Annotated in this window: 13 protein-coding genes; 9 read left to right on the plus strand and 4 right to left on the minus strand. The window is 55.6% G+C overall.

All coding sequences use genetic code 11. The features are described 5' to 3' along the window. Positions 1–20 precede the first annotated feature (20 nt). Together KUC_RS17230 and KUC_RS17235 are read right to left on the minus strand one after the other, a co-directional pair. Entirely contained in the window at positions 21–3,107 is a 3,087-nt protein-coding gene (locus KUC_RS17230) for an efflux RND transporter permease subunit (protein WP_007114522.1), read from the minus strand. Then, positions 3,091–4,236, minus strand: a complete 1,146-nt coding sequence (locus KUC_RS17235) for an efflux RND transporter periplasmic adaptor subunit (protein ID WP_007114523.1) — start codon at positions 4,234–4,236, stop codon at positions 3,091–3,093. Before KUC_RS17235 ends, KUC_RS17230 begins: the two co-directional genes overlap by 17 nt. A 287-nt stretch (positions 4,237–4,523) precedes the next feature. Between KUC_RS17235 and KUC_RS17240 the strand changes: the two genes are divergently transcribed. The 3 genes from KUC_RS17240 (at position 4,524) to KUC_RS17250 (ending at position 6,279) form a co-directional block, all read left to right on the plus strand. Continuing rightward, complete coding sequence (locus tag KUC_RS17240) at positions 4,524–5,498, plus strand: malate dehydrogenase (RefSeq protein ID WP_040481472.1); 975 nt, start codon at positions 4,524–4,526, stop codon at positions 5,496–5,498. 171 nt (positions 5,499–5,669) lie between these two features. Next, positions 5,670–5,903: a hypothetical protein gene (locus KUC_RS17245; RefSeq protein WP_040481474.1), complete on the plus strand. Its 234-nt coding sequence runs from the start codon at positions 5,670–5,672 to the stop codon at positions 5,901–5,903. Further along, positions 5,893–6,279: a PIN domain-containing protein gene (locus KUC_RS17250; protein ID WP_007114525.1), complete on the plus strand. Its 387-nt coding sequence runs from the start codon at positions 5,893–5,895 to the stop codon at positions 6,277–6,279. Before KUC_RS17245 ends, KUC_RS17250 begins: the two co-directional genes overlap by 11 nt. Before the next feature lie 96 nt (positions 6,280–6,375). On the opposite strand, the gene KUC_RS17255 is transcribed toward KUC_RS17250, so the two are convergent. Beyond that, on the minus strand, positions 6,376–7,032 hold the full coding sequence (locus KUC_RS17255) for a histidinol-phosphatase (protein WP_007114526.1): 657 nt from the start codon (positions 7,030–7,032) through the stop codon (positions 6,376–6,378). A 225-nt stretch (positions 7,033–7,257) separates the two neighbouring features. Between KUC_RS17255 and rppH the strand changes: the two genes are divergently transcribed. After that, complete coding sequence (gene rppH, locus KUC_RS17260; protein WP_040481475.1) at positions 7,258–7,749, plus strand: RNA pyrophosphohydrolase; 492 nt, start codon at positions 7,258–7,260, stop codon at positions 7,747–7,749. A gap of 88 nt (positions 7,750–7,837) precedes the next feature. Further along, positions 7,838–10,099, plus strand: coding sequence for a phosphoenolpyruvate--protein phosphotransferase (gene ptsP / locus KUC_RS17265; RefSeq protein WP_007114528.1), 2,262 nt, complete (start codon positions 7,838–7,840; stop codon positions 10,097–10,099). Positions 10,100–10,175: 76 nt separating this feature from the next. On the opposite strand, the gene KUC_RS17270 is transcribed toward ptsP, so the two are convergent. Then, positions 10,176–10,979: an NRDE family protein gene (locus tag KUC_RS17270; protein WP_040481680.1), complete on the minus strand. Its 804-nt coding sequence runs from the start codon at positions 10,977–10,979 to the stop codon at positions 10,176–10,178. 203 nt (positions 10,980–11,182) lie between these two features. Between KUC_RS17270 and KUC_RS17275 the strand changes: the two genes are divergently transcribed. The 4 genes from KUC_RS17275 to KUC_RS17290 all read left to right on the plus strand — a co-directional run bounded on the left by KUC_RS17275 (position 11,183) and on the right by KUC_RS17290 (position 14,913). Then, a complete protein-coding gene (locus tag KUC_RS17275; protein WP_007114530.1) occupies positions 11,183–12,472 on the plus strand; it encodes a response regulator in 1,290 nt (429 codons plus the stop codon). 155 nt (positions 12,473–12,627) lie between these two features. Continuing rightward, positions 12,628–13,422 (plus strand): prolipoprotein diacylglyceryl transferase, encoded by a 795-nt coding sequence (lgt, locus tag KUC_RS17280; protein ID WP_007114532.1) that lies wholly within the window; start codon positions 12,628–12,630, stop codon positions 13,420–13,422. A 118-nt stretch (positions 13,423–13,540) separates the two neighbouring features. Continuing rightward, positions 13,541–14,359, plus strand: a complete 819-nt coding sequence (locus tag KUC_RS17285) for a thymidylate synthase (protein WP_007114533.1) — start codon at positions 13,541–13,543, stop codon at positions 14,357–14,359. Beyond that, positions 14,356–14,913 (plus strand): dihydrofolate reductase, encoded by a 558-nt coding sequence (locus KUC_RS17290; RefSeq protein WP_007114534.1) that lies wholly within the window; start codon positions 14,356–14,358, stop codon positions 14,911–14,913. Before KUC_RS17285 ends, KUC_RS17290 begins: the two co-directional genes overlap by 4 nt. The last annotated feature ends 14 nt before the right edge of the window (positions 14,914–14,927 follow it).

Consider the following 14,927-nt stretch of genomic DNA (forward strand, 5'->3'; position numbering starts at 1 on the left):
AATGACAAATTTATCCGCCATTACTGATGTCTGCGCAGCTTACCCCCAATCACCAGCATACACGGGGTAAGCAGCAGCGTAAGCGCGGTGGCGAAGGTGAGCCCACCGGCAATGGCGCTCGACATCTGCGTCCACCACTGGGCGGAGGGCGCATTAAAGCCAAGGGCCGGGGTGAACAGATCAACATTGATCCCCAGCACCATCGGCATCAGTCCCAGCACCGTGGTAATCGCCGTTAGCAGCACCGGGCGCAGGCGCAAACAGCCCGCTTCGAGCGCGGCTTCGCCGGGTGTCATACCTTGTCCCCGCAGCTCGTTGTAGGTATCGATCAAGACAATGTTGTTATTGACCACGATACCCGCCAGGGCAATCACCCCCATTCCCACCATGACAATGCCGAAGGCCTGACCGGTAATCAGTAAGCCCATCAGCACCCCCGCGGTGGAGAACACAATCGCCGAGAGCACCAGTCCCGCCTGATAGAAGCTATTGAACTGGGTGACCAGAATCAGCGCCATCAAGGCGATCGCAATCAAGAACGCGCTGGCTAAGAACTGCATCGCTTCCTGTTGATCTTCCTGCTCGCCCGCCACGTTGACCATCAAGCCGTCAGGCAAGCTGTCCCTGCCGGCCTCTAGCAGGGCGCCCAGGCGTTCATCGGCGAGATAGCCGGGTGCCAGATCCGCTTCAATGGTAATCGCTCGGCGGCCATCGATGCGATTAAGGGTGCCGACTTTAGGAGCAGGGGTCAGCGTGACAAAGTGTGAAATGGGCACCTGACCCCGCTGGGTATTGATCGTCAACCGTTCAAGCTGATCCAGTGAGCGCCAGTTTTGCGGCAGGCGCACGCGGATATCCACTTCATCGCTGACTTCCGGCGGGCGATAGCTCGCCACCTGAAGGCCGGTGGTCAACAACTGCACCGCGCTACCAATGGCCGTCACGTCGGTGCCCATGCGAGCAGCGGCTTCACGATCAACGTTAACCCGCCACTCCACGCCGGGTAGGCTGCGGTTATCCTGAATATCGGTAAAGCCACCCAGCTCGCGCATTAACTGGCTTAGTTGGTTAACCCCGGCATCGGCAACGTCAGGGTCGGTGGCGCTCACTTCCAGCACAATGGGCTTGCCGCCGCCGGGGCCCATCTCCTGCTCCTGAAACTCTAGCGTAATGCCGGGAATATCCTGGGCTCGCTTGGCCATATCGTCCAAAATAGCCTGGGCAGGGCGACGCTCATGCCAGTCGATAAACTGGAATTGCAGCATGCCAATCACGTCGTTGCCCATCTGCTCGTTAGGTACTGCAAAAGAGCGCGCATACAACGCCCTCACTTCGCTCATGCCGGATAGTTTGGCTTCGACCCGCTGTACAATGGCGTCGGTCTCCACGGCGGAGAAGTCGCCTCGTGCGCGCACCAGCACCTGGGCGCTGTCGGGCTCCACGGCTGGGAAGAAGTCGACACCGTGGTTAAAGCGCGCATAGCCGGTATATAGCAACGCCATTAATAGCACCGTCACCAGCAGCACCCAGGCAGGGTGCAGCAGCAGCTTAGCCAGCAGATGGCGATAGCCGCGCCCAAAGGAGGTCGTCGCTTCTTCATGGTTGCTATCTGCATGTGTCGCGTCTGTTGGTTTGGCCTCCGAGCGCGTAAACAAGCGCCCTAGCGTGGGCAAAAACACCAGCGCCATGGCCAGCGATGCCAGCAGGCACAAAATCACCGTAGCGGGCAGGTACTTCATAAACTGGCCGACCACGCCGGGCCAGAACAGCAGGGGAATAAATACCGCCAGCGTAGTGGCAGTAGAGGCAATTACCGGCCAGCTCATACGTGAAGCGGCGTTAAGCCACGCCTGGTGAGGCGTTTGGCCATCGCGCAAATGGCGGTCGGCAAGCTCACTGACCACGATCGCGCCGTCCACCAGCATGCCCGCCACCAGAATCAGCGCAAACAGCACCACGATATTGAGCGTAAAACCAAACGCCCATACCAGCAGAATGCCGGTTAAGAAGGCGCCGGGTATAGTAAGCCCCACCAGCAGTGCCATGCGCCAGCCCATCACCGCGACCACCACGATCAGCACCAGTACCACGGCGGTCAGCACGTTGTTGAGCAGCTCGGATAGCATATTCTCAACGGTGGTCGACTCATCCAGAATGGTGGTGAAGCGCAGCTGCTCGGGAAGCAAATCATCGGCTTCGGCTAAGCGGTCACGTACTGCACCAATGGTGGCGATAATATTGGCCCCGGCGCGCTTGGAAACTTCCAGCACCACCGCGGGTTGGTCATCAATACGGGCAAAGCCTTCCGGCTCTTTATAGGTAGGGTTGATCCACGCCACATCGCCAAAGGTGACCACGCGATCCTCATCGACCTTGACCGGCATATTCATGACATCCTCAACGGACTCAATAATGCCGGGGACTTTTAACGCCAGGCGGCCCGCGCCGGTATCCAGGCTGCCCGCTGCCACCAGACGGTTATTGCGCGATACCTGATTAAACAACGCATCAAAATCGACCCCGTAGCTCTCCAACACCAATGGATCAACGACGATTTCCAGCATGTCTTCCCGCTCACCGGCAATGTCGACTTCCAGCACATCGGCGATGCCTTCGATCTCCTCTTGCAGGCGCCGGGCAATCGTCATTCGTTCACGAGTATCCAGTTGCCCGGAGAGACCAATAGTCAACACCGGAAACTCCGAAACGTTGACCTCCATCACCCGCGGTTCATCGGCTTCTGAGGGCAGTTCACTGCGGGCAATATCTACCCGGTCACGCACATCGGTCAGTGCGGTGTCCGGGTCAAAGCCGGGGTCGAACTCCAGCGTTATCGATCCATGCCCTTCGCTGGATTGGGCGGTGAACTTGCGCAACCCCTCAATGCCGCGAAGCTCCTGTTCCATGGGACGAATCAACAGTCGCTCGCCGTCCTCGGGGCTAACGCCTTCCAATGATAAAGACACATAAATCATCGGTATGGTGACGTCAGGATTAGCCTCTTTAGGAATCATCAGCCAAGCAACGATACCCGCCAGTAGAAGACTTACTAACAGCAGTAGCGTGGTTCGGGTGTGGGCTAGCGCCGCATCAATCAACTGGCGCATGAACGTTATCCTGTTCCGCGGGCTGCTCTGAGGAGCGTTGCGACGACGGTTGCGAAATAATCGCCTCTTCAGCAGGCACTGGGGTGACCGTTTCACCGGTTTCCACCATGCCTGCGCCTAACGTAATCAGGCGCAACGGATCAGGCAGGCCGGTCACGTAGGCGCGTTGGATATCGGCGCTGACAAGCTCAACGGCAGTTAGCTGCACCTGATCGTTGTCATCCAGATGCTTGACCGCCAGTTGGCCTTCACTATTCAAGCTCAACAGCGCGGGCGAAAGAGTATGCACATGGCGGGGGGGGAGCGTAATCGTCAGCTCCGCGCTGCCACCCGCCAAGCGTTTTCCAGCAGGATTATCCAGCGTGGCTTCGACATAAAAGCTACGCGTGGCCTCTTCGGCGCGGTGGCTAATAAAGGTCAGCTCGCCTTCTATATGGTCGCCATTAAGCAGCCGAGCAGTCACCGGCAGCCCCACGCTTAAATCGCCCACCTGCTGCTGAGAAACCCAGGCAGCACCTTTCAAGCGACGGTCATCGACCAACTGCCCCCACTCTTCGCCGGGCTGTAGCAGGTCACCTAGTTCCACCTGAACGCGATTGAGTACGCCATCAAACGGCGCGGTGGGGTGGCTGTCATCTAGTTGCTTCTGCAGTTGCGCCAGCGAAGCGGCTCTGGCGCTTAGTGCGCTCTGCAGGCGCAGTAGTTCTGGCTGCGAAATAAGCTCCCGCTGGCGCAGATTGCGTGCCCCGGCATATTCCGCCTCGGCCACCGCTAGCTCATCGCGGGCCTGCTGCAACTGCTCGGGCAGGGCGTTGTTATCCAGCACCAGTAGGGTTTCGCCAGCTTCCACACGGCTGCCTTGCGCGACGGGCTTCTCAGCCACAAAGCCTGCTACATTGGCGCGCAGCGTGGTTTCGCGCTCTGCCGTCAGTTGGCCCTGGATAATTTGCTGAGGAATAAACAGAGTGCTCTGCTGTACAACAATTTCGACCCGCGAGCCTGCTTCGCTGCGTGCTGGGGCGTCTGGAGGCGTCGTTTGAAAACGCTGGAAATTACCCAAAGCGAGCCATATCACTAGCGCCAGTACCAGTAGACTAGCCAAGGCATAAGAGAAAGGGATTTTTCGCATGGAGCGTCCATGTCCTTAGCAAAACAAGAAAGGAAGGCATAAAACCGAAGATACCATAGCGCAACTCAACCTTTTCAGCGAGCAGCAAGCCGCAGAGGGAATGGCAAGTATGACAAATGGCCGGTATGTCGATAGATAGTATGTCTGTAGATCGTATGTCTATAGATAGTAGTCTCATGTCTGATTGAGTTTTTGCCCGGCTGGGCATACCATCTTTGCGTCTTGAGTTCTGTTAAGCCACTCCTCAGGCGAGAACCATCCCTAGGCGAACCAATCAAGGAGCAATGATGAAAGATCCAGTACGTATTGCGATTACCGGCGGCGCCGGTCAGATCAGCTACTCTCTTATTTTCCGCATCGCCGCTGGCGACATGTTGGGGCCGGATCAGCCTGTCATTCTCCAGCTTCTGGAAATTCCCCAGGCCATGGACGCCCTGAACGGCGTGGTAATGGAAGTTAATGACTGTGCTTTCCCGCTGGTGCAAGAGATTGTTGCCACCGACGATCCGAACACTGCGTTCAAAGACGCTGATTACGCCCTGCTGGTTGGCGCCCGTCCGCGCGGCCCAGGCATGGAACGTAAAGACCTGCTGGAAGCCAACGCAGCGATCTTCTCTGTTCAAGGTAAAGCGCTAAACGATCACGCCAGCCGTGACGTAAAAGTGCTGGTTGTCGGTAACCCGGCCAACACCAACGCTCTGATTGCTTCCTGCAACGCGCCGGATCTGGACGCAGGCCAGTTTACCGCCATGACGCGTTTGGATCACAACCGTGCCCTGACCCAGCTGGCTCAGAAAACCGGTAAGCACGTCACTGACGTTGAAAACATGATCATCTGGGGCAACCACAGTGCCACCCAGTATCCGGATCTGGCCCAGTGCAAAGTCGACGGCAAAGCAGCGTTCGATCTGGTTGAGCGCGACTGGTACGAAAACGACTTTATCCCCACCGTGCAGCAGCGCGGCGCGGCGATCATCAAAGCACGTGGCGCCTCTTCTGCCGCCTCTGCTGCTTCTTCCGCCATCGACCATATGCACGACTGGGCGCTGGGTTCCAAAGGCATCGTCAGCATGGCGATTCCGTCTGATGGCAGCTACGGTATCGACGAAGGCATCATCTACTCTTACCCAGTGCGTTGCCAGGGTGGCAAGTATGAAATCGTTCAAGGCTTCGAAATTAACGAATTCAGCCAAGAGAAGATGAAAGCCACCGAGAAAGAACTGCGCGAAGAGCGTGCTGCAGTCGAGCACCTGCTCGGCTAAACGCGCCCGCTGACGCTTCAACATGAGCGCCAGTAAACGCAAAACCCCGCAAGCTAGGCTTGCGGGGTTTTTTGTTGGGCTAGTTATGAGGCTTGCTCATAGAGATACTCGAATTTTTGGCAGAAAGAGTGTCAAATGGTTAGACGAGCTATATGGGGTTAGGGGGTTAAAATGCATGCGATTGAATTTGAGATGGATATTCAGAATGGGATGGTTAAAATCCCCGATGAGTATGAGCATTTGAAGAACAGGCATGCCAGAATCGTTGTGTTGTATGAAAATACATCGGATGAGGCAGACGCTTCTGTTAAACAGGTTGCAATCGATTTTACGTCTGTAAAAGCTCCTTCCTTGGTCGCTCAGGAAGGAGTCGAATACCAAAGGAACTTGCGGGATGAATGGTAATTACCTGCTTGACACTAATGTCTTCATTAATGCCATTGAACGTCAGTTGCGTCTGCCTCCTGCTCATTACGCCTATTCTGTCATTACAGAACTTGAACTTCTGGCCTTTCCCGGCTTGTTGCCACAGGAAGAGCACGCCATTAAAGTGATATTAGCTCAGTTAACAAGAGTGGAACTGGATCATCAGGTCAAAACTGAAACCATCAAGGTACGGCGTAGTACTCAAATGAAACTGCCTGATAGTATTATCTCTGCTTCTGCTTCTGCTTCTGCTTCTGCATTTGTAGCATCATCTACGTTGTTTACTGACGACATCAAGCTAGCAGCAAAACATAGTGGCAATGTGATCTCGCTTGATGCTCTTCTAAGCCGTTAATCATTTATCTCTATGTGATAATCCCCAGCGCGCCCGCGAAGTCGACCCGGCGTGGAGGCAACGCGCAGTGGTGCCGGGGTTTCACCGTTCTCCAGCTCAATCCCGCAAACTCATGATCCGCCACTGGCGCTCTTTGGCGATTTCGCGCAGTGTGTCGTCAGGGTCCACCGCGACGGGGTGCTCGACTATTTCTAACAGCGGCAAATCATTGTGCGAGTCACTATAGAACCACGCGCCTTCCATGGTCAGGTCTTGACCTTCCAGCCACTGTTCTAAACGAGTGACTTTGCCTTCGCGGTAGCTGGGAATGCCCGAGGCTCGCCCTGTGTAGCGGCCCTCTTTGACTTCTGGATTCACCGCGATTAAGTGATCCACCCCCAGGCGTTCGGCAATCGGAGCGGTAATAAAGCGGTTGGTGGCGGTAATAATCAGCAGCGTGTCGCCTTTGGTGCGGTGTCGAGCAAGCAGCTCTTCCGCTTTGGGCAGAATATTTGGCTCGATTTTGCTGGCCATAAACTGCTGGTGCCATGCAGAAAGTTGTTCAGGAGAGTTATCGGCCAACGGCTTAAGCGCCATTTCCAAAAAGGCAGCCATATCCAGAGTGCCTGCGTTGTAATCGGCCATGAAGCGCTCATTGGCTTCCCGGTAAGCCACCGGGTCGACTGCCCCTTGTTCGAGTAAAAACTCGCCCCAGGCATGATCGCTGTCGATGGATAGCAGCGTATTATCCAAATCGAAAATGGCCAGACTCACGGCGCTCCCCTTTTTTAGTCAGTGGTAGTAAGTGGTTAGTGTTGGTGCAAAAGACGTTAGTAAGGCAAATAGCGGACGCGGATTATCGCAGAGTCGCCCTGCCATTCCCACCAACGATCAGGCTAATACACAGTAAGCATTCACCACTTAGCGTTATATTGTATTGATACGCCTGTCACCCTTGTGGAAAAATGGGGACAACTGAAAATTTATAAGGTGATGTCCGTGATCGACGCTGACGGCTTTCGCCCCAATGTTGGCATCATCATTGCCAATAGCCAGGGGCAGCTGCTTTGGGCGCGTCGGGTAGGTCAAAATGCGTGGCAATTTCCCCAGGGGGGCATCAATGCAAGCGAGACGCCACAACAAGCACTTTTTCGTGAGCTTTACGAAGAGATCGGCCTAACCGCCGACGATGTTGATATTGTTGCCTGCACCCGGGGCTGGCTACGCTACCGTCTGCCACGACGTATGATTCGCACACATTCGCGTCCGGTCTGTATAGGCCAGAAGCAGAAGTGGTTTTTACTTAAAATCCGTTGCCAGGAAAGCCAAATATGTATGACGGCAACCCCTACACCCGAGTTTGATGGGTGGCGGTGGGTAAGCTATTGGTACCCGCTAGGGCAGGTAGTGCCTTTTAAGCGAGAGGTATATCGGCGTGCGTTGCGAGAGTTGTCTCCCCGCGTTCAGCGCCTGGCACAGGATGAAGGTTAGGGTGACGGGCCGCTGCCCAGAGTAGGGCGGCAGCAGTCTGTCAGGAAATTCCTCAGCGAGGCAAATAATAGTGAATAGTAAAACGTCCATGCTTGAGGTGCTGCGCCGGGTGATTCAGGAAGTGAATGGCGCGCGCAACCTCGACGCCGCGCTGTCCACGATGGTTCGTCGAATTCGTAAAGCGATGCAGACCGATGTGTGCTCCTTCTACCTCTACGATAAAGAGGTAGAATCATTGGTATTGATGGAGACCATTGGTCTGCGTACCCAAGCAGTAGGGCGCGTAGTACTTCCGTTAGGCGAAGGGCTGGTGGGCTTGGTAGCCAAACGCAGTGAGCCGCTTAACCTTGAGGACGCGCAGACCCACCCGCAATTCCGCTATTTTGAAGCCACTGGTGAAGAGCGCTACTCCAGCTTTTTGGGCGTGCCAATTATTCACCAGCGCCATATGTTAGGCGTATTGGTTGTGCAACAAGCCGAAAAACGCCAGTACGACGACGAAGATGAAGCTTTTCTGGTCACTATGGCCGCGCAGTTAGCAGGAGTATTGGCCCACGCACTAGCCACAGGGAACCTGTTGCGCCCGGCGCTGGCCGGTGGGCAGGCCATGTTTAAAGGTGTGCCAGCATCGCCCGGCATGGCCATGGGTGAGGCAGTGGTGATTACCCCTCCCTCCGACCTTAATAGCGTGCCTGATCTCATTCCAAGCGATCAAGACTATGAGGTAGCGCGCTTAAAGGAGGCCATTGGCAAAACGCGCAGCGAAATTCGTGCCGCAGCCGAGCGTCTGGCAAGCCGTATCTCTGCGCAAGAGCTGGCGTTGTTTGATGTCTACCAACAAATGCTCGGCGAAGCAGCGCTGGCTGATGAAGTGGAAAAGCGCATTCGTGAAGGGCAATGGGCACCTGGTGCTTTGGCCGATGTAGTCCGTCGCCACGTTCAATACTTAGAGCGCGTCGATGATAACTATCTGCGTGAGAGAGCGGCGGATATTCGCGATCTGGGGCGCCGGGTACTCGCGCATCTGCAAGAAGATACCCCGTCTACGCCGGAAACCTACCCCGATAACGCTATTTTGGTCGGCGATGAAATCAGCGTGGCCATGCTGGGTGAAGTACCACGCGACAAGCTTAAAGGGCTGGTCTCGGTTCGCGGCTCCAGTACTTCTCACGTGGCGATTGTAGCCCGCGCCATGGGCATTCCTACGGTGCTGGGTATGGTGGATTTACCGCTGCCGCGGCTAGGCGGTGCACCTGTAGTGCTGGACGGCCACCGTGGGCGCCTGTTTGTCCGCCCAGCGCCTGAACTGAAGGCGCGATATGAAAGTCTGATTGCTGAAGAGATAGCACTTAGCGAACTGCTAGAGCATGAGCAGGATCTGCCTAGCGCCACCCCGGACGGCCATACCATGCCGCTAATGGTGAATACCGGATTGGCAGTCGATGCCACTGCGTTGCTAAAAAGCCGCATCGGTGGGGTGGGGCTCTACCGTACCGAAGTGCCGTTTATGATTACCGAACGCTTCCCTGGCGAAAAAGAGCAGACCCGACTTTATCGCGACCAGCTTGAAGGCTTCGCGCCACTACCGGTAGTGATGCGTACTCTGGATATTGGCGGTGACAAAGACCTACCCTATTTCCCGATAGAAGAGGCCAACCCGTTTCTAGGCTGGCGCGGTATGCGCGTCACGCTGGACCACCCGGAAGTGCTGATGGTGCAACTGCGCGCCATGCTCAAAGCCTCTATCGATCTGGAAAACCTCTACGTACTGTTCCCGATGATCACCAACGTCGAAGAGGTCGACGAAGCGCTGCGCCTGCTGGATCGCGCCATTGTAGAGCTGGGTGAAGAGGGCATTACGGTTGTTAGGCCCCCAGTGGGCGTCATGATCGAAGTGCCCGCCACTATCTACCAAATGGACGCGCTGGCGAAACGAGTCGACTTCTTCTCCGTGGGCAGCAACGACCTAACCCAGTACTTACTGGCGGTGGATCGCAACAACCCACGCGTATCGAGCCTTTACGATGCGCTACACCCGGCGTTACTCGGTGCTTTGCTGGAACTTGCCAACGATGCCACGCGGCTCAAAAAGCCCATTTCGCTATGCGGTGAATTGGCTGGCGATCCGGCTGGGGCGCTGCTGCTCATGGCCATGGGCTTTACCAGTCTCTCTATGAATGCGCCAAGCCTGCCCAAAGTGCGTGCGGCTATTCGCCGAGTACCGTTTAGCGATGCCGAGCAACTGCTCAAAGAAGTTATGGAGCTGGATACACCTGCCCAGGTGCATGCCCATCTAGAGAGCCGCATGGATGAGTGGCAGTTGACACACCTGATGCCGCCCCGTGATTAGGTTTTACCTGAGCTTTTCCTGAGCTTTTCATTAACTCATTAGCTTTGCTTTAATTATGGCTGCGTTTGCTGACTTTTTAGGCAAAGCCAGATTTAGTAATTCTGTTGGGCAGTGCCAGGGTGGTTTCACCCTCAAAGCGCCCCAGCGGCCCAAAGCGCTGCTCGGTAATCTCGATGTGCCCGTGGCTATCCAGGGTTAGCCACGAAGTGGCGCGGGTGCCGTAGCGCTCGCCGACAATAAACGCCGCTGAGAGCTGACGCTCCAGCTCAAGCCCCACGCCGGTATCCGGCAACTCCTCGACAGCCGCTTCTTGCGGATTCTGCATTGCGCGCTGAACAGCAGTAGGCCATGCCTGGAAGTAGCCTGATGGCAAAAGAGTGTGCTCAAGCGCACCACGCACGTGTAAAAGCTTCGGCCAGGGGGAATTGAGGTCGGCATTGGATAGGCCATGGACGCCAGGGGCTACCTCGCTGAGGGCCAGGCGGTCTCTGCCCCGGTGTAGGTGCCAAAGCCGCTGTGGCGTCGCGACTAATAAATTAAAGCCTGCGTAGCGCAGTGCCTCGCCCTCGCTGAGTTTGGTTAGCCACGCTTCAATATCGCCACACTGCAAGGCATTAGCGACCAATTCACCCCGGCTGGGTGCGCCGGGTGGCACGCTTAGTTGCAGGTCACGTACGTTAGTCAAAGCGGCCACGACTCCGCCAGGTTTGGCCGCCAGCCACGAGCCACCGGCCTCTAAATCACGCCCACCGACAAGCTCTGGGGTATCTTGCCACTCACCCAGTGGCGCGGTGGGGCGCGCATAGAACTCATCTCGGTTGCCCATCAGCCGCAAGGGCGTGGTCGTGCCGGGTTGCCAAGCAAATGATATCAAGCACATAACAAACTCGTAGACGAAAAGGGTGGAAAACGTTAAACGCAAGAGCAGCATGACAGTAACGAAGCGCAGACGTACACTTACTTCAATATCATGTTTGTAGCATAAATCATCACACTGTAAGGGTGTGAGTGTCGGCAGGTAGCCCAAGGTTTAAACAGCAGACACGTTATCAGCGGCCATTCGACCAATAGGAAGGCGAGATCATGCAACGCTATCAAAGGGAGCACTTTTGGAACGCCATTGTTTGGCCTATGCTGTGGCCCCTACTGCTTGTCCAAGCAGCATTAGTTGTGCTTTGCCTGGTCGTCGGCACAATGATGTGGTGGATGTCGCCAAGCTACGCCTCCTGGAGCACCATGCTGTGGTTAATGGCGGCCCTGCTCATCGGCAGTAGTTTGAATGTCGGCGCCTTTCTTATGCTGGTTAAAGCACACGCTCGGCGCAAAGACGCTCGTTTTATGCAAGAACTCACCGAACTTGAACGGCAAAGTCAGGCATTGTGCACCACTGCAGCACGCTCACTGCCCGAACATCAATGTTCCGCGCTGGATGCCGCCAACGAATCTCATCTGCCCCTCCAGCGGTTGGCCAGCGTTAATGGAGTACTAGCCGGCCTTGAACGTTGTATGCACTGCTCGCAAGTGGCCAGCGCGGCAACCAAGAACACCCAGCAGGAGCATGAACAAACGCTGTTGGATGACCTTCAGCACCAGCAGCGGCAGTTAAAATACTTAATGGCTGGCCGAGAGAGAGCGCGTGAAGAGTCACGTTTGAAATCAAGCTATCTAACGCTGCTGCAGCGTGAAACGGATAGCTTGTTAGATCATTTAACTACCATGGCCGATAAAGAGATTACCGAAAACTGTCGGCAAAACGTTTCGGAAGTATACGAGCACGTGTCGGATATCCGTGCGCTATTGGCTAATCTCGTTCAGCAAGACTCTGGTCACGGTTCTTGGCACAGTTCTGAGTACAGTTCTGAGTATGGTTCTGAGTATAGCCCTAGCCATAGTCCTGAATACGGTGCTGGGTATAGCGCTCTGGGCGATGGGGCAAAGGTAAGTGATAGCGAGCGTGCCTCGCCGCATCGTAGTTTGCGTGTACTGGTCGTCGACGATGGGCCGGTAAATTTGATGTTGGCGCGACAAATGCTGGAAACCCAAGGTCTGCAGGTGGAAGGCGTCAGCAGCGGCGAGCAGGCGCTGGAGCGTCAACAAACCGCCAGCTTTGATTTGGTGTTTATGGACATCTTCATGCCCACCCTGGACGGTCTTGAAACCACCCGACGCTGGCGCGAGTTCGAGCGCAACCGCGGCGGCACTCAAAGCGTGCTGGTCGCGCTGACGGCCAACATCGATAATGCTGGGTACGATATCTGTCTAGCCGCCGGTATGGATGACCTGCTCGCCAAGCCGTATCAACCCGAAACCCTCCTTAATATGATTGCTCACTGGTTTCCAGGCACGGTAGAGGCGCCGCCTGCGTCACAATAAAGGGTGGCTTTCTTGCTGAGCGTATTTATTATTGTACCCGCTTCATTCTCGCCACGACTGAAAGTAGGCGTTTGCGCTGTTTGCGGCACTTTTGTAATGGCAATGTGTTCAATAGCAGTACCTTGATGATTTCTTTAGTTACTTAGAGAGCGTAAATGATTAATTACCCAACGATTGACCCGGTGGCTATCTCTTTGGGGCCGCTGCAAGTCCATTGGTATGGCCTAATGTACGTTGTAGGTTTTGTAGCCGCCTGGTGGCTCGGCTGTCGGCGCGCATCGCGTATCGGCCTCAATAATGAAGATATCGGTGATTTGCTCTTCTATTGTGCGATCGGTGTCGTTGCTGGTGGGCGCTTAGGGTATGCGCTGTTCTACGGACTTGGGCAGTGGACAGCTGACCCGCTTTGGATCTTCCGCGTATGGGACGGCGGCATGAGCTTCCACGGCGGCCTACTCGGCGTATTGCTCGCCGCCTGGATATTCGCCCGGCGCAAACAGCTAGCATTCCTAACGCTGACCGATTTTATCGCCCCGCTAGCACCTATTGGCTTGGGTGCCGGGCGCATCGGTAACTTTATTAATCATGAGCTACCGGGCCGTGTGACCTCGCTTCCCTGGGGGATGCCGTTTCCCGGCATGGGGCCTGAACCGCGCCATCCATCAGCGCTCTATGAAGCGTTGTTAGAAGGCGTCGTGCTGTTCGCTATTCTCTGGTGGGTCTCCGCCAAGCCGACCTCGCGCGGTTTTTTATCCGGGCTATTTTTAGTTTGCTACGGCGTGTTCCGCTTCATGGTCGAGTTTGTCCGTATGCCCGATGCTCACATCGGCTTTATCGCCTTCGGCTGGGTCACCATGGGCATGCTGCTCACGCTCCCGATGATCGCGCTGGGCTTGGTTGTCATCGCCTGGTCACGCTCCCAGCCAGTAGATGTAAAAGTCGCACATTAAAGCATCACGCAGCGGTGCCGGGGTTGGTCGAATAACGCAAACCAGCCAGCACCGCTAGACCGGGCAGCTATGGGCGCCTAGAATAAACCGCTACATCGCCTGTTAATTTGGAAATTCTGTGACTGCTACAACGCCCGCGCTTGAACAACCCTATTTAGACTTGATGCAAACCGTTCTGGAGCATGGCGTTGACCGCCACGACCGTACAGGCGTTGGCACGCGCTCCGTGTTTGGGCATCAAATGCGCTTCGATTTGTCGCGTGGTTTTCCGCTACTGACCACCAAAAAACTCCACCTGCGCTCTATCATTCACGAACTCCTGTGGTTTCTGAAAGGCGATACCAATATCGCCTACCTGAAAGAGAACGGTGTGCGGATTTGGGACGAATGGGCGGATGAAAACGGCGACCTAGGCCCCGTTTACGGCTATCAGTGGCGCAGTTGGCCCAACCCTAAAGGTGGCAGCGTTGACCAAATTGCCAAGGTGCTCGGACAAATACGCACCTCGCCCCAGTCGCGCCGCCTGATTGTCTCTGCCTGGAACCCGGCCCAGGTAGATGAAATGCAGCTCCCGCCTTGCCACTGTCTGTTCCAGTTTTACGTCGCTAATGGCAAGCTGTCGTGCCAACTTTATCAGCGCAGCGCCGATATTTTTCTCGGAGTGCCGTTTAATATCGCCAGCTACGCCTTGCTACTGACCATGGTCGCCCAAGTGACCGGCCTACAACCCGGTGAGTTTATCCACACCCTGGGCGATGCGCACCTGTACAGTAACCACCTTGAACAGGCCAAAGAACAGCTATCGCGCACGCCCAATGCAGCGCCTAAGCTGGTACTTAATCCAGAGATCGATGACCTGTTTGCCTTCCGTTTTGAAGACATTCACATTGACGCTTACGAGGCGCACCCGCACATTAAAGCCGAGGTGGCGGTATGAGCCAGCAAAACAATATTAGTGACCCAAAAGTAGCTTTCGATTCACTTGTGCCCGTGGCAATGATCGTCGCCATGGCTAAAAATCGAGTGATCGGCGTAGAGGGCAAGTTGCCCTGGTACTTGCCCGAAGATTTAAAGTTCTTCAAACGCACCACCCAGGCAAAACCGCTGGTGATGGGGCGTAAAACCTACGCTTCTATTGGCAAGCCGCTGCCGAATCGGCTTAATGTAGTTGTCACCCGCAACGCCGAGTTTTCCCACGAAGGCGTACGCGTGTGTCACGACCTGCCCGCAGCGCTAGCGCTGGCCGACCAGCATGCCACTATAGAAGCGGCTGAAGAGATCATGGTCATGGGGGGCGGAGAGATTTATCGCCAGGCGCTACCCTTTGCCCAGCGGCTCTACATAACGGAAGTGGACATAGACGTAGAAGGCGACGCAACATTTCCTGACTTCGACACCCGCGAGTGGCAGGAAGTCCAGCGCGTAGCAGGGCAGCCAGCAGAAGGGCAGCCAAGCTATGATTTCGTGGTTTACGAGCGCATCGCCGACTGAAAAAGTCAAAGGAG

Origin of the sequence: Vreelandella boliviensis LC1, from assembly GCF_000236035.1 — a bacterium.
In the GTDB taxonomy this organism is placed as follows: Bacteria; Pseudomonadota; Gammaproteobacteria; order Pseudomonadales; family Halomonadaceae; genus Vreelandella; species Vreelandella boliviensis.